The sequence below is a fragment of the Metabacillus mesotrionivorans genome (assembly GCF_052171315.1).
Classification (GTDB): domain Bacteria; phylum Bacillota; class Bacilli; order Bacillales; family Bacillaceae; genus Bacillus_P.
Genome location: NZ_JBQMFF010000001.1, coordinates 455,721 through 475,665 on the forward strand (window position 1 = coordinate 455,721; position 19,945 = coordinate 475,665).

Annotated in this window: 19 protein-coding genes; 18 read left to right on the plus strand and 1 reads right to left on the minus strand. The window is 46.7% G+C overall.

Annotated features, from left to right (window positions below):
• The first annotated feature begins 10 nt into the window (after positions 1 to 10).
• The 18 genes from ACTSEZ_RS02285 to ACTSEZ_RS02370 all read left to right on the plus strand — a co-directional run bounded on the left by ACTSEZ_RS02285 (position 11) and on the right by ACTSEZ_RS02370 (position 17,899).
• Positions 11 to 1,630, plus strand: a complete 1,620-nt coding sequence (locus ACTSEZ_RS02285; RefSeq protein WP_369732559.1) for a long-chain-fatty-acid--CoA ligase — start codon at positions 11 to 13, stop codon at positions 1,628 to 1,630.
• A complete protein-coding gene (locus tag ACTSEZ_RS02290) occupies positions 1,617 to 2,489 on the plus strand; it encodes a 3-hydroxyacyl-CoA dehydrogenase family protein (protein WP_369732560.1) in 873 nt (290 codons plus the stop codon). The genes ACTSEZ_RS02285 and ACTSEZ_RS02290 overlap by 14 nt, the downstream gene beginning before the upstream one ends.
• Before the next feature lies 1 nt (position 2,490).
• Complete coding sequence (locus ACTSEZ_RS02295; protein ID WP_369732562.1) at positions 2,491 to 3,309, plus strand: 3-hydroxyacyl-CoA dehydrogenase family protein; 819 nt, start codon at positions 2,491 to 2,493, stop codon at positions 3,307 to 3,309.
• 12 nt (positions 3,310 to 3,321) lie between these two features.
• A complete protein-coding gene (locus ACTSEZ_RS02300; protein WP_369732564.1) occupies positions 3,322 to 4,485 on the plus strand; it encodes an acyl-CoA dehydrogenase family protein in 1,164 nt (387 codons plus the stop codon).
• A gap of 5 nt (positions 4,486 to 4,490) precedes the next feature.
• Positions 4,491 to 5,672 (plus strand): thiolase family protein, encoded by a 1,182-nt coding sequence (locus ACTSEZ_RS02305; protein WP_369732565.1) that lies wholly within the window; start codon positions 4,491 to 4,493, stop codon positions 5,670 to 5,672.
• Positions 5,673 to 6,062 carry a PaaI family thioesterase gene (locus ACTSEZ_RS02310; RefSeq protein WP_369732566.1) on the plus strand — a complete coding sequence of 130 codons (390 nt, stop codon included), beginning with the start codon at positions 5,673 to 5,675 and terminating at the stop codon, positions 6,060 to 6,062.
• Positions 6,063 to 6,066: 4 nt separating this feature from the next.
• Positions 6,067 to 6,849: an enoyl-CoA hydratase/isomerase family protein gene (locus tag ACTSEZ_RS02315; protein WP_369732567.1), complete on the plus strand. Its 783-nt coding sequence runs from the start codon at positions 6,067 to 6,069 to the stop codon at positions 6,847 to 6,849.
• 15 nt (positions 6,850 to 6,864) lie between these two features.
• A complete protein-coding gene (locus ACTSEZ_RS02320) occupies positions 6,865 to 7,284 on the plus strand; it encodes a PaaI family thioesterase (RefSeq protein ID WP_369732568.1) in 420 nt (139 codons plus the stop codon).
• 433 nt (positions 7,285 to 7,717) lie between these two features.
• Positions 7,718 to 8,542 (plus strand): D-aminopeptidase DppA, encoded by an 825-nt coding sequence (gene dppA / locus ACTSEZ_RS02325; RefSeq protein ID WP_369732569.1) that lies wholly within the window; start codon positions 7,718 to 7,720, stop codon positions 8,540 to 8,542.
• Between the two features lie 13 nt (positions 8,543 to 8,555).
• Positions 8,556 to 9,488, plus strand: coding sequence for an ABC transporter permease (locus ACTSEZ_RS02330; protein WP_369732570.1), 933 nt, complete (start codon positions 8,556 to 8,558; stop codon positions 9,486 to 9,488).
• Positions 9,488 to 10,441 (plus strand): ABC transporter permease, encoded by a 954-nt coding sequence (locus ACTSEZ_RS02335; RefSeq protein ID WP_369732572.1) that lies wholly within the window; start codon positions 9,488 to 9,490, stop codon positions 10,439 to 10,441. The genes ACTSEZ_RS02330 and ACTSEZ_RS02335 overlap by 1 nt, the downstream gene beginning before the upstream one ends.
• Positions 10,442 to 10,445: 4 nt before the next feature.
• Entirely contained in the window at positions 10,446 to 11,441 is a 996-nt protein-coding gene (locus ACTSEZ_RS02340) for an ABC transporter ATP-binding protein (protein ID WP_369732574.1), read from the plus strand.
• A 32-nt stretch (positions 11,442 to 11,473) separates the two neighbouring features.
• The gene (locus ACTSEZ_RS02345) at positions 11,474 to 13,090 is read left to right on the plus strand and encodes a peptide ABC transporter substrate-binding protein (RefSeq protein ID WP_369732576.1); all 1,617 of its coding nucleotides are present in this window, start codon (positions 11,474 to 11,476) and stop codon (positions 13,088 to 13,090) included.
• Between the two features lie 58 nt (positions 13,091 to 13,148).
• Positions 13,149 to 14,078, plus strand: coding sequence for a S66 peptidase family protein (locus ACTSEZ_RS02350; protein ID WP_369732578.1), 930 nt, complete (start codon positions 13,149 to 13,151; stop codon positions 14,076 to 14,078).
• Positions 14,079 to 14,086: 8 nt separating this feature from the next.
• On the plus strand, positions 14,087 to 15,190 hold the full coding sequence (locus ACTSEZ_RS02355; protein WP_369733064.1) for a dipeptide epimerase: 1,104 nt from the start codon (positions 14,087 to 14,089) through the stop codon (positions 15,188 to 15,190).
• Entirely contained in the window at positions 15,187 to 16,107 is a 921-nt protein-coding gene (locus ACTSEZ_RS02360) for a C40 family peptidase (RefSeq protein ID WP_369732579.1), read from the plus strand. The genes ACTSEZ_RS02355 and ACTSEZ_RS02360 overlap by 4 nt, the downstream gene beginning before the upstream one ends.
• Positions 16,104 to 17,117 (plus strand): ABC transporter ATP-binding protein, encoded by a 1,014-nt coding sequence (locus tag ACTSEZ_RS02365; protein ID WP_369733065.1) that lies wholly within the window; start codon positions 16,104 to 16,106, stop codon positions 17,115 to 17,117. The genes ACTSEZ_RS02360 and ACTSEZ_RS02365 overlap by 4 nt, the downstream gene beginning before the upstream one ends.
• The gene (locus ACTSEZ_RS02370) at positions 17,114 to 17,899 is read left to right on the plus strand and encodes a serine hydrolase (RefSeq protein WP_369732580.1); all 786 of its coding nucleotides are present in this window, start codon (positions 17,114 to 17,116) and stop codon (positions 17,897 to 17,899) included. Before ACTSEZ_RS02365 ends, ACTSEZ_RS02370 begins: the two co-directional genes overlap by 4 nt.
• Before the next feature lie 716 nt (positions 17,900 to 18,615).
• Here ACTSEZ_RS02370 and ACTSEZ_RS02375 read toward each other — a convergent pair.
• On the minus strand, positions 18,616 to 19,854 hold the full coding sequence (locus tag ACTSEZ_RS02375) for an ATP-binding protein (RefSeq protein ID WP_369732581.1): 1,239 nt from the start codon (positions 19,852 to 19,854) through the stop codon (positions 18,616 to 18,618).
• Positions 19,855 to 19,945: the final 91 nt, after the last annotated feature.

A 19,945-nucleotide genomic window follows, 5' to 3' on the forward strand; every position in this document is an offset into this window, starting at 1 on the left:
GGTAGGCATTGTGAAAAAAGTAAAAGAACGGCCCTGGCACTCTTTTTACCAGCACAGAGATGTCCATCTGCCTGAGGAATCTCTCTACATGCTGCTGCAGAATACAGCAGAGAGATACGGAAATCAGACGGCCATCCTGTTTGAAGGAGAAGAGATGTCTTATTTGGAGCTTAAGGACCGGGTTGACAGGCTGGCAGGAGCTTGGAAGGAACTGGGCCTTGCAAAAGGGAACCGTATTGGCCTCATGCTTGCCAATCACCCTGATTATGTTGTTTCGTACTATGCTGCACATGCACTTGGTCTTGTTGTGGTTCAGATTAATCCGATGTATACGGCACGCGAACTGATCCAGATTGTGATGGATGCAGAAGTAACATCTATTGTTGCTGATGCAGCCGGAAGAGAAACCATCAGGAAAATCAGTGATATCTTCACATTCACCTATACATTTGGTTCTCAGCTGGAGCAGCAGGAGGATTCATTTTACGATCTTGATCAGCTGATTGAATCCGGGAAGCCTCTCCATCAGCCGGAAGAAATTGATGCAGCGGAAGATGTGGCGGTCATTCAGTACACAGGCGGGACAACCGGGAAAATGAAAGGTGCCATGCTTACTCACTACAACCTGACCGCAAATGTCTATCAAAGCTATCTGATGTATGGCGACTCCATGATTCAGGGAGAGGAAACCGTACTCATTGCAACGCCTCTCTACCACGTTTACGCGATGACAAGCGGGATGAATCTCGGCATTTTCATAGGCGGAAGGCTTCTGCTTTTCAGAAAGTTTGAGATTGATGATGTTCTTGAAAAAATCAAGGAACACAGACCGACTTTCTTTCCGGGTGTTCCAAAGATGTACATTGCCTTTGTCAATCATCCTGAAATTGAGGAAGCTAAGCTCCATTGCCTAAAGCTGTGCTCATCAGGATCCGCTCCGCTTCCCGTTGAAATCATTCAGCGCTTTGAAAAGCTGACAGGCACAAGAATCGGAGAAGGATTCGGTCTTTCCGAAGCTTCACCTTCCACCCACCGCAATCCGCCTTTTGGGAAGAGGAAAATCGGCAGCATTGGCATTCCTGTTCCCCTGACAGACTGCATGATTGTAGATGAAGACAACAGGGAGCTTGGTCCAAAAAGCGTAGGGGAGCTGCTGATCAAGGGGCCCCAGATTATGAAGGGCTACTGGAAAAATGAAAGCGAAACACATGCAGCCCTTCAAAACGGCTGGCTTTACACGGGAGACCTCGCGACGATGGATGAAGAAGGCTATTTTTACATCGTCGGGCGGAAAAAGGAAATGATCATTCTTGGCGGATTTAATATTTATCCACAGGAGGTTGAAGGTGTCCTTTATGAGCATCCGGATGTAAAAGAAGCTGCTGTAGTAGGTTTGCCGGATGAAGAGCACGGAGAGAGAGTCAAAGCTTATGTTGTTCCTAAAGACGGAAGAATAATAGATGCAGAGGAATTAAAAGGATACTGCTATACAAAGCTGACACCTTATAAAGTGCCGAAGCAGTTTGAAGTCAGGGAGAGCCTCCCGAGAAACACAGTGGGAAAACTTCTGAAGCGGCTGCTGATTAAAGAAGAAAGCGAAAGAGGGGAGAATGAAAATGAAGATTCATGAGATTGCTGTTATTGGTTCAGGAACGATGGGGTCGCAGATTGCCATGGTGTGTGCACTTTCAGGCTATCCTGTAACGCTTCAGGATGTGAGCGGAGAAAGTCTTGCAAAAGCAAAGGATTTTCTTCAGCAGCAGATGGATAAGCGGGTGAAAAAGGGGAGGTATACAGCTGAAGAAACGGATGCTGCATTCAGCAGAATTTTATTTACGTCAAGCTTGGAAGATGTAAGGGATGCCGACCTTGTCATTGAGGCCATTGTTGAAAAGCTGGATGTAAAAAGAGAACTGTTCAGGCAGCTGGATGAAATTACTCAGCCGCATGCCATTTTGGCTACAAACAGCTCAACTATCGTAAGCTCGAAACTTGCTGATGCGACCAGCCGCCCTGACAAAGTCTGCAACATTCACTTCTTTAATCCAGCCCTTGTCATGGAGCTTGTAGAAGTCGTTAAAGGGCCGCATACATCAGATGAAACAGCTGACACGGCCATGGGGTTTGTTAAAACGATTAAAAAGACTCCTGTTTTATTAAAAAAAGAGATTTCTGGTTTTATAGCCAACCGCATATTAGGCAAGCTCATGGATGAAGCTGTCTTTCTGTTTGAGAACGGCTATGCCTCTCACGAAGAAATTGATCTAGTGTGCACGAAAGCTTTGAACCATCCGATCGGTCCTTTTGCCCTGATGGACCTGACCGGTATTGACGTCAATTACTTTGTCCGCATGCAGCGCTATGAAGAGAGCGGGGATGAACGGGACATGCCAGCAAAAATAGTCCGTGAAAAAGTACAGAACGGAGAACTCGGCCGGAAGACCGGAAAAGGCTTCTATACGTACGAAAAGGCCCCTGTGGAGGGATAGTGTGAAAAAAATCAGTGTGATCGGTGCAGGAACGATGGGGCGCGGAATTGCCTATGCGTGTGCTGCTGCAGGCTATGAAGTGACCGTTCAGGACATTTCAGTACAATCTTTGGAAATGGCGCAATTTTATATCAGCAGACAAGCTGAAAAAGCCGGGTTAAGCATAGAGAAAGCAAACCTTGCATTTACAACTGACATGAAATCAGCCGCAGAGGACGCAGACTTAATTATAGAAGCCGTTCTTGAATTAATGGATCTTAAAATCAGTGTGTTTAAAGAGCTTGACCGGTATGCAAAACCTTCAGCCATTCTTGCGACGAATACATCAACCATGAGCCCGACTGAAATTGCCGCACAGACAGGCAGACCAAAGCAGTGCATTGCCCTGCACTTTTTCAACCCTGTCCCTAAGATGAAGCTGATTGAAGTCATATGCGGACTTGAAACATCTGATGAAACGGTTGAAAGCTGCTTTCATTTCGGCGAAAAACTTGGAAAAGAATGCGTGAGAATCAAGGAATACCCGGGTTTTGCGGTCAGCAGGATGAACTGCCTGATCGGCAATGAGGCGATGACGATGCTTATGGAGGGTGTCGGATCTGCTGAAGACATCGATAAAGCAATGAAGCTGGGATTAAATCACCCTATGGGCCCTCTCGAATTAGCGGATTTGGTAGGACTTGATACAAGGCTTCGCAACATGGAATATCTGCATCAAACACTCGGTGAAAAATTCCGCCCTTGTCCGATTCTTGTGAAATACGTGAAGGCCGGCTGGCTTGGAAAGAAAAGCGGCCGCGGTTTTTATACTTACAGCTAGGAGGCCATGCATATGAATTTTCAATTGGATGAGGATATTCTGCTGTTAAAGCGGGGTGTCCGGGACTTTGTTCAAACAGAGGTTGAAGCTGCTGCAATGGAAATTGAAGAATCAAATGCAATCCCTGACCGGATCATTGCCATGTCAAAAGAGCTCGGACTATTTGGTTTAAGTATTCCTGAAGAGTACGGCGGCCTTGGCATTGGAATGGTTGGAAAGTGTGCCCTGTACGAAGAGATCGGCGCTACACATAACGGTTACACCACTCTGATTGGCGCTCATACAGGAATCGGCACCGTTGGAATTGTGGAGATGGGAAATGAAGAGCAAAAACAAAGATATCTCCCCAAAATGGCAGCCGGAGAGCAGATCGGGGCGTTTGCTCTGACCGAGCCGAGCGCCGGATCAAATGCGACCAATCTGAAAACAACAGCTGTAAAAAAAGGGGATAAATACATTCTGAACGGGACGAAGCATTACATTACGAATGCCACGGAAGCAGGTGTTTTCACTGTAATGGCTGTTACGGATCCTGCAAAAGGGCCGAAGGGAATCACCTCCTTTATTGTGGAAAAAGATTTCCCCGGCTTTCAAGTAGGAGCTGTTGAAAAGAAAATGGGCCTTCGCGGGTCACATTCGGCTGAAATCATCATGGAGGATTGTGAGGTTCCTGCTGAAAACGTGCTGGGCGAGGAAGGACAGGGGTATGTGAATGCCCTGAAAATTCTTGCCAATGGAAGAGCGGGGCTTGCTGCGAGAAACCTTGGTTCATGTCAAAAATTGCTCGACCTTTCCATGCTTTATGCAAAGGACAGGGTGCAATTTGATGTCCCGATCTTTGAGCATCAGGCCGTTTCTCACATGATTGCGGAGATGGCCATGGAAATTGAAGCTTTGCGCTCTTTTACCTACAGGGTCGCCTGGATGGTCGATGAAGGCAAGAAAGTCATAAAAGAAGCAGCCATGCTGAAGCTGTTTGGATCAGAGGTGTACAACAGAATTGCAGACAAGGCGGTTCAAGTGCACGGCGGAATCGGGTACATTGCGGATTATCCGATTGAACGTTTTTTCCGTGATGCAAGAATCACAAGGATTTATGAAGGCACGTCCGAGATCCAGAAGAACATCATTGCAGGCCAGCTTAAAAAGCAGTATCAGCAACAATTGAAAGGGTGAGGGGTATGGATCCGATTATTATTGCAAGTGCTGTCCGGACAGCGATTGGACGGTATGGAGGGACTTTGAAGGACGTAGAGGCAAGCGTGCTCGCGACCAGGGTCATTCAGGAATCGATTGTCCGCGCGGGTATAACGCCGGAACAGGTTGATGAAGTCATTTTAGGAGAAGTGAGACAAACGACAATGGCATCAAATGTTGCCAGGGTGGCAGCGCTCCGTGCGGGAATTCCTGAATCTTCACCCGCCTTTTCCATCAACCGCCTCTGCGCATCCGGCATGCAGGCCATCGCATCAGGGGTTCAGCAGATCATGTCAGGACAGGCTGAGATTGTTGTGGCCGGAGGCACGGAAAACATGAGCCAGGCTCCGATTTATTTAAGGGGATCACGGTTTGGCGGAGATGCTGCTGTCCTGGTTGATTCAAACAAAGAAAACGGCCAGCAGCCCAAAGAAATCTACGGCGAGCACCTCGGAATGGGAATAACAGCTGAAAATGTAGCCGAAAAGTATGGCGTTACAAGGGAGGATCAGGATGCTTTCGCCATAGAAAGCCAGCGGAGAACTGCGGAAGCCGTCAATCAAAAGGTTTTTGAAGAGGAAATCGTACCTGTTGAAGTGCCGAATAAAAAAGGCTCGGTTTTATTCTACAAAGATGAGCACCCCCGTCCGGAATCATCCTATGAAAAATTGTCACAGCTTAAGCCCGCTTTCCGCAAATCAGGCACTGTCACAGCAGGGAATGCGTGCGGCAGAAATGACGGGGCAGCGGCCGTTGTTCTGATGAAGGAGAGTAAAGCAAAAGAGCTTGGAATAACGCCTATGGCAAGAATTGTTGATTGGGCAGCGGCAGGTGTTTCCCCGGAAATTATGGGGATCGGACCCGTTCCGGCCGTAAGAAAACTGCTCGAGAGAACGGGGAAATTCATAGAAGACATCGATTTATTCGAAGTGAACGAAGCCTTTGCTTCCCAGGCTCTGGCCGTCATAAGAGAGCTTGGACTCGATTCTTCGAAAGTAAACGTAAACGGAGGAGCGATTGCACTCGGTCATCCGCTTGGGGCTACAGGCGCAAGAATAACGGTCTCTCTGCTGCATGAAATGAAGCGGTCCGGCAAAAAGACCGGCATTTCAACACTCTGCATCGGCGGCGGACAGGGTATGGCCCTGATGCTGGAGCTCGTTTAAATGAAGGCTCCGGACATGGTGCATTCCTCGTTTTTCAGCCATTTATCAATGAAAAGAGAAGAGGATCAAGGAGACGCTGTTGTTGTTTCCGTTGAGACGTGCAGGGAGCATTTGCTTGATGATGCTACGGTTGGGGCCGGTATGTTTTACACACTGCTTGATATTGCCATGGGGACGGCAGCATCACAGGCAGGAGCAGCTCCGACTGCAACAATCGTTCTGAGTACATCGATCTTTGACCCATCACCGGCTCCTTTTTTTACCTGCATAGCAAAGGTGATTTGCTGCAGGGATGGGATGGCATCTGCAGAAGGCTGGATATACAGGTCAGATGAGACATTGGCAGCAAAAGGCCACGGAGATTTTAAATTGCTGAAAAAAAGGGGCTGAAACTATGAATGCTTTTGCAAATATTGAAGTGGAAAAATCGGGGAACCTTGCCTATTTGATCATTAACCGTCCTGAACGCAGGAATGCATTAAACAAAGAAACGCTTGATGAAATGACCGAAGCTCTTCAGGAACTGGCAAAAGACGATGAAACAGGCTGCGTCATCTTTACAGGAAGCGGCGAAAAATCATTTGCTGCAGGAGCTGATATTGGCCAGCTGAAAACGCGGACTGCCCTGGATGTCTTTAATCCTGGAGGCATGCAGCAGGTATACGACTACATAGAGTCATATGAAAAGCCGACGATTGCCATGGTCAATGGGTTTGCATTAGGAGGAGGCTGTGAGCTTGCTATGGCCTGTGACATCCGCATTGCTTCTGAACATGCGAAGTTCGGCCTGCCGGAACTGAATCTGTCCATTATCCCAAGTGCAGGAGGGACGCAGCGGCTTGCAAGACTGATAGGAAAAGGCCCTGCAATGAACATGATTCTGAGAGGGAAAATCATTGATGCAACTGAAGCCTATCGCATCGGATTAGTTTCTGAGGTTGCAGGAAACGGACAGCTGCAGGCGCAAACAGAAGAAGCGGCAAAGGAGATTCTATCGAAAGGGCCGCTTGCTGTGAAGCTTGCCAAACTTGCCGTGCATGCAGGCTTTGACGCTGATCAGAGAACGGGTCTTCTAATTGAGAAGCTCGCCCAGGCCGTTCTGTTTTCCACAGAGGATAAAAATGAGGGAACGGCAGCTTTTTTAGAAAAAAGGAAGCCGCAGTTTACGTCAAGGTAGAAGGGGGGACGTTTTATGGCAACGGCAATGGACGTGAAAGAAATAAGGCGGAGCTTTGAGGAAAGTCCTTTTTTTCAGCACATGGGAATCGACATCGTGCACTTTGAGGAAAATGAAGTGAAAATCAAACTTGAGATGAAAGATTATGTCCTGAATGCAAACGGCACACTGCACGGAGGCGTACATGCCACCATGCTTGACTATGTACAGGGGATGCTCCTCAGGTCTGTGTCGAAAACAAGGTGTGCAACCATGAATTCCAGCATCCAGTACCTTGCACCGAGCACGGGAGGAGAAATCTATGCGGAAGGAAAGATTCTTCAGCTGGGATATAAGACGGCTTTTATGGAAGGTGAAATAAGAGATTCAGAGGGGAAGCTGCTTGCAAAAGGCACTGGAACATTCAAGCTGATCAGAGAAGGGGAAAATAATTAGGTAGACGAAATTTATGCACATGAAAAAAGACAGGGAGTCTAAATGACTGTTTTTCGGCTGCCGAAATAACAGACTTTAAATTCAAAGTATGCTGATGGGAAAAAGGAAAACACTCATCTTTAAAATGGATATTCGTTCTGCGGGAAAGAGAAAGAGTTCCTTTGTTATCAAGGATTCTTTCTCTTTTTTTGAACACTATTGTTTTTTGGAACAGCTCTTAAACTCATTCTTTTACTCTATCAAAGGGGAGAGGAAATAGGATGGTTTTCATGTTTGAATTTAGTAGAAAAGGAATTAATTGGGACTTATTAACTATGGGAGAACAAGGAAGTTCATTCGTATCTATGCATTTTTATGTAAATGTTATTGTAAAGTAATGATTTTTAATTTATAATTTTAAGAAAATTAGAAATATAAAACAGGGGGAATACAGGTGAAGGTATATGTCTCAGTTGACATGGAAGGAATCACTGGACTCGCTGATGAGACACATGTGAATTCATCTAAGCTCAATTATGAAAGAGGCCGTAAAATCATGACAGGGGAAGCGAATGCTGTCATAGAAGCGGCTTTTGGATCGGGGGCAAATGAAGTCGTGGTCAATGACAGCCACTCGAAAATGAACAACCTCCTGATTGAAGACCTGCACCCCGATACACAGCTAATCACGGGTGATGTAAAGCCGTACAGTATGGTTCAGGGGCTCGACGGCAGTTTCAGCGGAGCTGTTTTCACGGGCTATCATGCACGTGCTTCAAAAAAAGGGGTTATGTCCCATACGATGATTTTTGGTGTGAGAGAAATCTGGATCAATGATGTGGCCGTTGGTGAACTGGGATTTAACGCCTATGTTGCAGGCTATCACGGAGTTCCGGTCATCATGGTTGCAGGAGATGACCAGGCAGCTAAGGAAGCGGAGGCTCTTATTCCGAACGTCACAACCGCAATTGTAAAGGAGACGATTTCACGATCAGTTGTTAAATCACTTACTCCTCAAAGAGCACAGGAGCTGTTAAAAGAGAAGACGGCACTTGCCATTAAGAATAGAGAACATGTAAAACCGCTCACTCCTCCAGACCGTCCCCTCATGGCCATTGAATTTGCCAATTATGGACAGGCTGAATGGGCAGCGCTCATGCCGGGAACAGAGCATAAAGAAAACACCACGATTGTCACGTTCCAGGCCAGGGACATCCTGGAAGCCTACCGCGCAATGCTTGTGATGACGGAACTGGCTATGAGAACGACATTCTGTTAGGAAGTGGGATAGCATGAATACATACTTTGTAAAACGCCTGATTTCTATGGTTTTGACAATCTGGCTGATTATTACTCTTACATTTGTTCTGATGCATACAATCCCGGGTTCTCCTTTTAACGAAGAGAGAGGCACGAGCGAAGCTGTCCAGCGTAATCTTGAAGCTTTTTATCACCTGGATGAGCCGCTGCCGGTTCAATATGCGATGTACATGAAGTCGCTTGTCACATTTGATTTTGGCCCTTCAATCAAAAAGTCGTCACAGACGGTTAACGAGCTTCTCGGCCGCGGATTTCCGGTGTCGTTTGAGCTTGGAATTGTCACCTTGACAGTTGCCGTTTTTTCAGGAATTGCTCTTGGCGTGATTGCTGCATTGCGGCATAACGGATTTATTGATTATCTTGCCATGACCATAGCGGTGCTTGGAATTTCTGTTCCAAACTTCATTATGGCCACACTGCTTATTCAAAATTTTGCGGTTAACTGGAACATCCTTCCTGCTGCTACGTGGTCAAGCCCGCTGCATATGATTTTGCCGACCCTTGCGCTTGCAACTGGGCCAATGGCGATTATTGCCCGTCTGACGCGCTCAAGCATGCTTGAAGTGCTTACTCAGGACTACATAAGAACAGCGCGGGCCAAAGGACTTTCTCCAGTCAAAATCGTTTTCAAGCATGCCTTAAGAAATGCTCTTTTACCGGTTGTGACTGTCCTTGGAACACTCGCAGCAAGCATACTAACAGGAACATTTGTCATCGAAAAAATCTTTGCAATACCGGGTATGGGAAAATATTTCATTGAAAGCATCGGCACGAGAGACTATCCCGTCATTATGGGAACGACAGTCTTTTACAGCACCATCTTAATCGTGATGCTGTTTTTAGTAGACATAGCGTACGGAATTCTTGATCCGAGAATTCAAGTGTCAAAACGGGGGGGACGATAATGGAACTGAACAAACAGCACGAACCGCACCTGTCCCGGGATATTCCTGATGCATGGTTTGCCCCTAAAGGCAAAGACAGCAAAGCAGCAGAAGCGGTTGTAAGACCGAGTCTTTCCTACTGGCACGATGCCTGGAGAAGGCTCCGGAAAAATAAACTGGCTATGACAGGCCTCATCTTTTTGATTTTTATAACTTTAATGGCCATTTTCGGCCCATTGATCTCACCTCACTCCGTCAGAACCCAGGTGCTGACAGATCAAAACCTGCCGCCTTCTGCGAAATACTGGTTCGGTACAGACGAGCTTGGCCGCGATGTGTTTACAAGAACGTGGTACGGGGCAAGAATCTCCCTGTTTGTAGCGGCCATTGCTGCTCTGATTGATTTTGCAATCGGAGTTCTGTACGGCGGGATTGCAGGCTACAAAGGCGGAAAAACGGATCATTACATGATGCGTGTGGTTGAAGTTCTATACGGGCTTCCGTACCTTCTTGTCGTCATTCTTCTGATGGTTGTGATGGGTCCCGGTCTTTTCACCATCATCGTTGCGCTTACAGTGACCGGCTGGATCGGCATGGCACGGATCGTGCGGGGACAGGTCCTGCAAATCAAAAACTATGAATTTGTGCATGCTTCAAAATCGTTCGGCACGAAAACAAGCAGAATCATCAGGAAAAACCTGCTTCCGAATACGATGGGTCCAATCATTGTGCAAATCACGCTTACTGTCCCGTCGGCCATTTTCGCAGAAGCATTTTTAAGCTTTCTCGGTCTCGGCATTCAGGCTCCGTTTGCGAGCTGGGGCGTTATGGCAAGTGATGCCCTCTCGACAATTCTAACTGGACATTGGTGGCGCCTCTTTTTTCCTGCCCTGTGCATCTCCCTGACGATGTTTGCTTTTAACGTGCTTGGAGACGGACTGCAGGATGCGCTTGATCCAAAGCTAAGGAGGTAGCAGCATGACGAAAGTACTTGAAGTAAATGATCTCCATGTTTCGTTCCAGACGTATGGAGGCACTGTAAAAGCTGTCCGCGGAGTAACATTTGACCTCCGCAAAGGAGAGACTCTTGCCATTGTCGGAGAATCAGGCTGCGGAAAAAGCGTTACATCCCAAAGCATTATGCGTCTGATTCCCGAACCGCCAGGCAGCATTGACTCAGGTTCTATTCTCTTTAAGGGGAAGGATCTGACAAAGCTGAAGGAAAAAGACCTCCGGAAAATAAGGGGCGCTGATATCTCAATGATTTTTCAGGATCCGATGACAGCGCTGAATCCTACCCTGACAATCGGTGATCAGATTATGGAAGGCATCATGCAGCATGAGAGCATGTCAAAGAGCGAAGCAAAGAAAAAAGCGCTTGAGATGATGAACCTCGTCGGCATACCAAGTCCTGAAAGCCGTCTGAAGCAATATCCTCATCAGTTCAGCGGAGGGATGAGACAGCGGATCGTCATTGCGATGGCTCTTGTCTGCGAACCTGAGGTACTGATTGCAGACGAGCCGACAACAGCCCTTGATGTCACCATACAGGCCCAGATCCTGGACCTGTTCAGGGACATTCAGAAAAAAACAGGTGTTTCGATTATCCTGATCACGCATGACCTGGGAGTTGTTGCCCAAGTCGCGGACAGAGTGGCGGTCATGTATGCAGGGAAAGTGGTGGAGGCAGGATCCAGAAGAGAAATCTTCTATCAGCCGCAGCACCCGTACACAAAAGGGCTTCTCCGCTCGATACCGAGACTTGATATCGAAGGGGAAGAGCTTATTCCGATTGCGGGTTCGCCTCCTGATCTCTTTTTGCCTCCGCAGGGATGCCCGTTTTCCGCAAGATGCGAGCATGCGATGGAGGTTTGCGACAGGATTTATCCATATACGTCAGCCCTGAGCAAGGAGCACCACGTAGACTGCTGGCTGCAGGACAGCCGGGCTTTAGCCGCAGCATCAATGAAATAACATATAAATCAAGCAATAAGAGGGGGAAGATGATGAAAAAGTGGTTGGCAATGTTCCTGACGGCCATGCTTGTATTTGTGCTTGCAGCATGTACGGCTAATGAGAGTGCAGGAAAAGAAACAGACAAAAAAGAAAAAGACGAAGAGAAAATTTTGCATTTAAACAACGGGGCTGAACCAACATCCTTTGATCCGGTCATCGGATTTGATGCGGTTTCCTGGAATGCGCTGAACAACCTTATGGAAGGTCTTACCCGTCTTGGCAAAGACCACGAGCCTGAAGCGGCAATCGCTGAGAAATGGGATGTGTCGGAAGATGGTAAAACCTACACATTCCACATTCGCGAAGACGCCAAATGGTCAAATGGCGACGATTTAACAGCAAACGATTTCGTTTTTGCCTGGAAGCGTCTATTAAACCCTGAAACTGGCTCTGGTGCAGCTTTCCTCGGTTACTTCATTGAAGGCGGAGAAGCTTATAACAGCGGAACTGGATCAGCAGACGATGTGAAAGTAAAAGCAGTTGACGAGAAAAAATTTGAAGTGACATTAATCAGCCCGCAGGCATATTTCCTTAGTGTTATTGCAAATCCTGCCTTTTTCCCGGTCAACGAGAAAGTGGCAACTGAAAATCCTGAGTGGTTCGCAGAAGCCGATTCATTTGTAAGTAACGGACCTTTCACCCTTGAGTCGTGGGAGCATGATAAAGAATTTGTCATGAAGAAAAACGATCAGTACTGGGATGCAAAAAACGTGAAGCTTGACGGCGTTCACTGGGCAATTGTAGAAGATACAAACACAGAATACCAGCTTTACCAAACTGGTGAGCTAGATACGTCTGATGTACCTGCTGACCTTGCGGATACTCTTTTTGAAGAAGGAAAAGCAAATGTTGAGGAGCAGGCGGGAGATTACTTCTACCGCATGAACGTTACTCTTGAGCCGTTCCAAAATAAAAACATCCGCAAAGCTTTTGCAATGGCGGTTGACCAAAAACAAATCGTTGATTTTGTAACGAAGAACCAGGAAACAGCAGCTTACGGCTTTGTATCTCCTGGATTTAAAGATCCTTCAGGAAAAGATTTCCGTGAAGTCAGCGGCGACCTTGTCAAAACGGACGCAGCTGAGGCAAAAGCCCTTTTAGAAAAAGGCATGAAGGAAGAAGGCTATGAAACACTTCCTGAAGTAACACTTACGTACAGCACAGATGACACACACAAAAAGATCGCTGAAGCCCTGCAGCAAATGTTCAAAGAGAACCTTGGGGTGGACGTGAAGCTTGCAAATCTCGAAGCAAACGTATTTGCGACAGACCAAAAAGCACTGAAATTCCAATTGTCACGCAGTTCGTTCCTGGCTGACTATGCAGATCCTGTGAACTTCCTTGAGAACTTCCAGACTGGCCACAGCATGAACCGCACAGGCTGGACAAACCCTGAATACGATAAGTTGATCAAGGACTCAAAAAATGAGGCAGATGAAACAAAACGCTTTGAAATGCTTTACAAAGCTGAAAAGATCTTATTTGACGAGGCACCGATCATTCCAATTCATTTCTACAACCAAGTGTACCTTCAAAATGAAGATGTATCAGGCATCGTCCGTCACCCTGTCGGATACCTTGAACTGAAATGGGCAGATAAGAAGTAAGCTGTGCAAAAGGGGTGTTCACACGAACACCCCTTTTGTCTATAAAGGAGAATGAAAGATGATCAAAGCTGAAGCCTTAAAAAAAGGAGACACGGTCGGAATTATTTCCCCGGCAAGTCCCCCGAATAAAGAAAACCTGAAACGTTCCCTCTCATTTCTGGAAAAAAACGGTCTGTCGTACCGGTTTGGAAAGCACGCTCAGGACGAGTACGGCTATCTTGCAGGAAAAGATGAAGACAGAGCAGCAGACTTGAACAGCATGTTTGCAGACAAAAGCATCCAAGCAATTATTTGTGCATGCGGCGGATTTGGAACAGCGAGAATGGCTTCTCTCTTAGACTATGAGCTTATAAAGAAGAATCCTAAAATCTTTTGGGGATACAGTGATATTACGTTTTTACATACAGCCATCGGGCAACAGACGGGACTGGTCACTTTCCACGGACCGATGCTGAGTTCTGATTACGGAGAAGAAAAAGGCGTTTTGCCGCTGACAGAATCCTATTTTCAGCAGCTGTTTGACGGCAGCAGCATCACATATGACGAATCGATTTCTCCTCTTGAGATCATGAGAGAAGGGGAGACTGACGGGGAGCTTACGGGAGGCAATCTTTCACTGCTTGCAAGCTCCCTTGGAACGCCTTTTGAAATTGATACTGCCGGAAAACTGCTTTTAATCGAAGATATTGATGAAGAACCCTACGCGATTGACCGGATGATGAACCAGCTTTATTCAGCAGGCAAGCTGACAGAGGCAGCAGGCATTGTCATAGCAGACTTTCACAATTGTGTTCCTCAAAAGCGAAAACGCTCTATTCCGCTTGACGAAGTGCTGGAACACTATGTTGGTCTATCAGGCAAACCTGCCATGAAAGGGTTCAAAATCGGGCACTGCAGTCCCAATATTGCTGTGCCGCTCGGAACGAAAGCTGTCATGAATACAAAAACGAAAACCTTAACCATTCAAAGCGGAATCTCGGGAGTCTGATGATGATGATGAAAATTGAAAGAATCGAAACATTCAAAGCCGCGGTGCCTCTCATCAAACCTTTTAAAACGGCCCTCAGAACGGTTGTCACTGCTGAAACCGTCCTTGTGAAAGTGACTTGTTCAGAAGGTATAACCGGGTGGGGGGAAGCACCCCCTACACATGTCATCACAGGTGACAGCACAAGCAGTATTGAAGGCGCCATCCATCACGTTCTCAAACCATTTTTACTTGGGAAAGATCTAGTAAACTATGAAGGTATTTTCCAGGGAATACAAACGGTTCTTGCAGGTAATTCCAGTGCAAAAGCAGCAGTTGATATCGCTCTTTATGACTGTCTTGCAAAATACAGCAGGCTTCCTCTCTATCAATATCTCGGCGGATACAGGCAGGAACTTGAAACCGATTTTACAGTAAGTGTGAATGATGTGAAGGAAATGGGCGAGGATGCCGTTTCGTACGTCCAAAAGGGCTTCAACGTCCTGAAAATTAAAGTGGGTCTCGGAGACAGCAGTCTCGACATTGCAAGAGTGCAGGAAATACGCAGCAGGGTCGGCCAGGATATTAAGGTCCGCCTTGATGCCAACCAGGGATGGAAGCCGAAAGAAGCTGTGAAAGTTATTCGGAAAATGGAGGATTTGGGTCTTGATATCGAACTTGTGGAGCAGCCGGTTAAGGCACATGATATCGAAGGTCTGAAACAAGTAACAGATGCCGTGGAAACACCGATTATGGCGGATGAAAGCGTGTTTACTCCAAAACAGGCATTTGACGTGCTGAAAACGAGAAGTGCCGACATGATCAACATCAAGCTTATGAAAGCAGGCGGAATCTACCAGGCGTCAATGATCAGCCGGCTTGCAGAAATATGCGGGGTAGAATGCATGACCGGCAGCATGATCGAAACGAAACTCGGCATAACCGCTGCTGCTCATTTTGCCGCAGCAAAGAAAAACATTACCCGCTTTGATTTTGATGCGCCGCTGATGCTTGCAAAAGAAATTGTAGAAGGCGGCATCAAATATGACGGCAGGCATATCACTTTTTCAAAAGGAAATGGCCTTGGCATTAAGGATGTATGGATAAATGACGGGGAGGCGCTCTCAATATGACAGTTAAAAAAGGAAGAGTAACAGTTGCAGCAGCAACCATCTGGACGGATAAGCACTCACCGAGGGAACTGGATGAAAAAGCCGTATCAAATCCAGCCGATCTTGATGGCTGGCTGAAGGGGCTAACGCATGAAACAAGACTTGCGCTATGTGATGAAAACCGGATTCAGACACAGGCCCTTTTTGGAGAAGAGGTTCTGATTCTTGCAGAAGAAGATGGCTACGCGCACGTCATCGTGCCGAGCCAGGCTTCCTCAAAAGATGACCGCGGATATCCGGGCTGGATACCGATCGCCCAAATTGCCGTAGCGGAAGAGGAGAGCACGGGACCAATCGCCGTTGTGCAAAGCAAAAAGACGATGCTGTTCTCTAAAGAAAAATCCCCTTTATTCGAGCTGAGCTTTCAGACGATTCTGCCGGTTGAAAAGGAAGACACTGAATGGATCAGAGTTAATACACCTCTTGGCAGCTGTCTTTTAAAAGCAGAAGATGTATCCATTTTCGGTTCCTTTGAGGAGATCCCTAAAGGAAATGGGGAGGACATTGTAAAAGACGGCGAGCGATTTCTCGGCCTTCCATATCTCTGGGGGGGAATGAGCAGTTTTGGCTTTGACTGTTCAGGATTCAGCTATACGATGTGCAAAGCAAACGGGTATATCATCCCCCGCGATGCCCATGATCAGGCAGCATCAGGAGAGAAGGTTGAACTCGATCAGCTTGAGCCCGGGGACCTGCTGTTTTTTGCCTATGAAGAAGGAAAAGGCAGCCTGCATCATGTGGGGATCTATTACGGGGAGGGAAAACTTCTGCACTCCCCTAACACAGGAAAAACAATTGAAATCCTTGAAATGGCAGGAACGATTTACGAAAAAGAACTATGTGCAGCCAGACGCTATTTTCAGAAGACGGAGGGATAACAGTGGAGAATTTGCTTGAAGTGCGCAATCTGAAAAAACATTTTCATCTTGGCAAAGGGGCAACGCTGAAAGCGGTAGACGGGATTACCTTTTCGGTGAAAAAAGGAGAAACATTCGGGATCGTAGGAGAGTCAGGATGCGGCAAATCAACAGCCGGAAGAACCATTCTCGGACTTTACGATCAGACAGATGGAGAAGTTATTTTTAACGGAAAGAACATTCATCAGCTCAAAGGGAAAGAGAAGTTTTCCTTTTACCGCCAAATGCAAATGATTTTTCAGGATCCGTATGCCTCACTGAATCCAAGGTCCACCGTTCTTGAGATTATTTCTGAACCGATGGAAGTACACGGGATGTACGGCAGCAAAAAAGGGCGGACAGAAAAAGTGCATCAGCTCCTCGAGGATGTTGGCCTGAACCGGGATCATGCCAACCGCTATCCGCACGAATTCAGCGGAGGACAAAGGCAGCGGATCGGAATTGCGAGAGCCCTTGCCCTGGATCCCCAGCTGATCATTGCAGACGAGCCGATTTCAGCACTTGATGTTTCCGTCCAGGCACAAGTTGTCAATTTAATGAAACGCCTGCAAAAGGAAAAAGGACTGACTTATGTATTCATTGCGCATGATTTGTCCATGGTGAAACAGATCAGCAACCGCATCGGCGTTATGTATCTTGGTCAGATGGTCGAGCTTACGGAAAGCAGCAGCCTTTATAAAAAACCGCTTCATCCATACACTCAGGCACTCCTGACGGCCATCCCGATTCCGGATCCTGATGTTGAAGATAAGCGGGAGCGGATTATTCTTCAGGGAGAACTGCCTAGTCCAATGAATCCTCCAAGCGGATGTGTCTTCAGAACACGCTGCGCCTATGCGATGGAAGCATGTGCTGTCAAAAAACCGGAGTTTCAGGAAGTGGAAGAAAATCACTACGTTGCCTGCCATTTATATGATGCCGGCATAGTCGGCAGCCGCGGCTCAGAGCAGATTGCAGCTGCAAAAAAATGAACGATTTTCTAAAGAATGCAGCCGACATATTATCGAATTGTCCTGGAAGGGCCGGTGCATGTTTCTCGTGGAACGGTGAATGGCTCGAAGCCGGCAGCGGGGAGGTTTTCTCATCTGCAAGCCTGATCAAGCTGCCGATTCTCCTCACAGCATTCAGGCAGGCTGAAAAGGGAAATCTGGATTTGAACGAAAAGGTGAAGCTGCGTGATGTTGAAAAAACAGGCGGTGCCGGTGTCCTTCAGGCTTTATCAGATGATGCAGTCTTAACTGTTCTGGATCTTTTGACGCTGATGATTATCGTTTCTGACAATGCCGCAACCAATTGGGTGATTGAAAAAATCGGGATGCCTAAAATCAATGACACCATTGAGGGGCTTGGTCTTGTCAATACGAAGCTTAACCGGAAAATGATGGACCTTGATGCCATCGAATCGGGAATTGATAATTTCACGTCACCGGCAGATATGGTGAGATGCCTTCAGGCCATTAACGAAGGTGACTTTGTCTCTGATGACAGCAGACAGAAGATGCTTGATATCCTGCAAAAACAGCAGTTTATTGATAAACTTCCTTACAGCATGGATAAAGAGCTGATGTACGCAGGGAACAAAACAGGAGAACTTCACGGAATTGAGCACGACTGCGCGATCATAAAGTACAAAGATTTATGCGTGTATGCTGCTGTAATGATCGATCAGCTTGAACAGAAAGAATGGGGAAGAAAAGCAATCAGTGAAATAGGGAAGCTGATTTATGAGAGGCTGCTGGATGGACACGGCTGATGAGTCATGATTGGAACCATCAAGGGGCGGGAAAGCTGTTTTGATGGCACTTATCGGTGAGATTGGAACCATCAAGGGGCGGGAAATCTGGTTTGATGGCACTTATCGGTGAGATCAGGACCATCAAGCGGAGGAAAATCTGGTTTGATGGCACTTATCGGTGAGATCAGGATTATCAAGCGGAGTGAAATCTGGTTTGATGGCACTTATCGGTGAGATCAGGACCATCAAGCGGAGTGAAATCTGGTTTGATGGCACTTATCGGTGAGATCAGGACCATCAAACGGAGTGAAATCTGTTTTGATGGCACTTATCGGTGAGATCAGGACCATCAAGCGGAGGGAAAGCTGTTTTGATGGCACTTATCGGTGAGATTGGAACCATCAAGCGGAGGGAAAGCTGTTTTGATGGCACTTATCGGTGAGATTGGAACCATCAAGCGGAGGGAAATCTGGTTTGATGGCACTTATCGGTGAGATCAGGACCATCAAACGGAGTGAAATCTGGTTTGATGGCACTTATCACGGAGTTCGGAACCATCAAGCGGCGGGAAACCTGATTTGATGGCGCTTATCGTTAGAGCACGATAACAGGATTGACGGCACGATACCAAATGAATGGACCTGTATTACCACTATCAGTAATCAAAATGAGCCCATAGAAAAAACAACCGGCAGCTGTTACCCAGCTGCCGGTTGTTTCGTTATAAAGAGTACTTACTCCGTCACCACAGGAAATTCCATATAGAAAACCGTTCCGTTTTCATCACTTTCTGCTGACATTGTTCCCTTGTGATTCTCAATGATTTTTTTTGAAACGGACAGTCCAAGGCCTGTGCCGCTGTCTTTTGTAGAGAAAAAAGGATCAAAAATATGGCGGATCGCAGACGGGATGATGCCGCTGCCGTTATCCTTGAAAGCAACCTGAAGACGGTCGCCGGTCACAGCTGCAGTTAGCTGTATGATGAGCGTTTCTTTCTTTTTTGCCTGAAAAGAATTTTGAAACAGGTTGAGAAAAACTTGAAGCAGTTCATCTTTATTACCGAGAATTGCCGCTTCTCTTGCCTGTGAATCAATGACAATTTCAACTTCCACCCCATATAATAGAGCTTCACTTTTCAAGATTCTTCCGAGGTGAATTTCCAGAAAGTCGGCTATTTTAAAGGTTTCAGACCTGATTTCCACAGGCTTTGAGATACTTAGAAAATCGGTAATGATCTTATTGGCACGGTCGATTTCAGGAATAAGCACAGACTGAAAAAGCGCTTTTGTGTCCGGATCAGCAGATTCCTTCAGCACCTGCAAAAATCCCCGCACTGTTGTAAGGGGGTTGCGGATTTCATGGGCTATGCCGGCCGCAATCCTTCCTGCGATTGCCTGCTTTTCTGCTTCTTTAATGGCATTCAAAAAGTAAAAGGTGCCTATGACGCGCATGATCGATCCATCTTCGTCCCTAAGAATGCGCGTGTTCAGGATGCCGTAATTTTTATCAAGCACTTCCCGGTCAACAAACTCAATGCCTGTTCGGGCGGTTTCAAGGGTCAGCAGCTGCTCATCAGGGATCTGGACGAGCTCGCGCAAATGTTTTCCTACGATTGTATCTCTGTCAACGCCATGATCTCTGGCTGCCTGAAGATTGCATAATGTAATGATGCCCGATTCGTCGATGAAGACGATATGATGGGCAACAAGGTCAAAAATATCGGATAAGAATTTTTCTGTCTGTAAAAAAGAACCGGTTTCAGATGCAGATAAGAAGAAGCGCTGTTCTGTGTAAGCCTGCTTATCTTCATATGTAAGCGTCCGGATTTCGGGAGGGCTGTGCTTTTTGGTCTTGCTGACTGAAAGCTCATGCTCCGTATTCACAAATGTAAAGGCAGCGGGCCATTCGGCAAGAAGTTCCCGTAACATCTGATTTTCTTTTTTCAAAGCTTCAATTTTGTTTTCTGGTTTCATGTACCTTCCTCATTAGGAAAAAATTAGTTTAACCTATAAGACTATATAACATATTGGGTTGGTTGACAATTCCTAACAGTAGAGTTTGCGA

Excerpts from the sequence above, each read along its gene's own strand:
- ACTSEZ_RS02290 (WP_369732560.1), top strand. The coding sequence starts at position 1,617 with ATGAAGATTCATGAGATTGCTGTTATTGGTTCAGGAACGATGGGGTCG.
- ACTSEZ_RS02300 (WP_369732564.1), top strand. The coding sequence starts at position 3,322 with ATGAATTTTCAATTGGATGAGGATATTCTGCTGTTAAAGCGGGGTGTC.
- ACTSEZ_RS02305 (WP_369732565.1), top strand. The coding sequence starts at position 4,491 with ATGGATCCGATTATTATTGCAAGTGCTGTCCGGACAGCGATTGGACGG.
- ACTSEZ_RS02310 (WP_369732566.1), top strand. The coding sequence starts at position 5,673 with ATGAAGGCTCCGGACATGGTGCATTCCTCGTTTTTCAGCCATTTATCA.
- ACTSEZ_RS02315 (WP_369732567.1), top strand. The coding sequence starts at position 6,067 with ATGAATGCTTTTGCAAATATTGAAGTGGAAAAATCGGGGAACCTTGCC.
- ACTSEZ_RS02320 (WP_369732568.1), top strand. The coding sequence starts at position 6,865 with ATGGCAACGGCAATGGACGTGAAAGAAATAAGGCGGAGCTTTGAGGAA.
- ACTSEZ_RS02330 (WP_369732570.1), top strand. The coding sequence starts at position 8,556 with ATGAATACATACTTTGTAAAACGCCTGATTTCTATGGTTTTGACAATC.
- ACTSEZ_RS02335 (WP_369732572.1), top strand. The coding sequence starts at position 9,488 with ATGGAACTGAACAAACAGCACGAACCGCACCTGTCCCGGGATATTCCT.
- ACTSEZ_RS02340 (WP_369732574.1), top strand. The coding sequence starts at position 10,446 with ATGACGAAAGTACTTGAAGTAAATGATCTCCATGTTTCGTTCCAGACG.
- ACTSEZ_RS02345 (WP_369732576.1), top strand. The coding sequence starts at position 11,474 with ATGAAAAAGTGGTTGGCAATGTTCCTGACGGCCATGCTTGTATTTGTG.
- ACTSEZ_RS02350 (WP_369732578.1), top strand. The coding sequence starts at position 13,149 with ATGATCAAAGCTGAAGCCTTAAAAAAAGGAGACACGGTCGGAATTATT.
- ACTSEZ_RS02355 (WP_369733064.1), top strand. The coding sequence starts at position 14,087 with ATGAAAATTGAAAGAATCGAAACATTCAAAGCCGCGGTGCCTCTCATC.
- ACTSEZ_RS02360 (WP_369732579.1), top strand. The coding sequence starts at position 15,187 with ATGACAGTTAAAAAAGGAAGAGTAACAGTTGCAGCAGCAACCATCTGG.
- ACTSEZ_RS02370 (WP_369732580.1), top strand. The coding sequence starts at position 17,114 with ATGAACGATTTTCTAAAGAATGCAGCCGACATATTATCGAATTGTCCT.
- ACTSEZ_RS02375 (WP_369732581.1), bottom strand. The coding sequence starts at position 19,854 with ATGAAACCAGAAAACAAAATTGAAGCTTTGAAAAAAGAAAATCAGATG.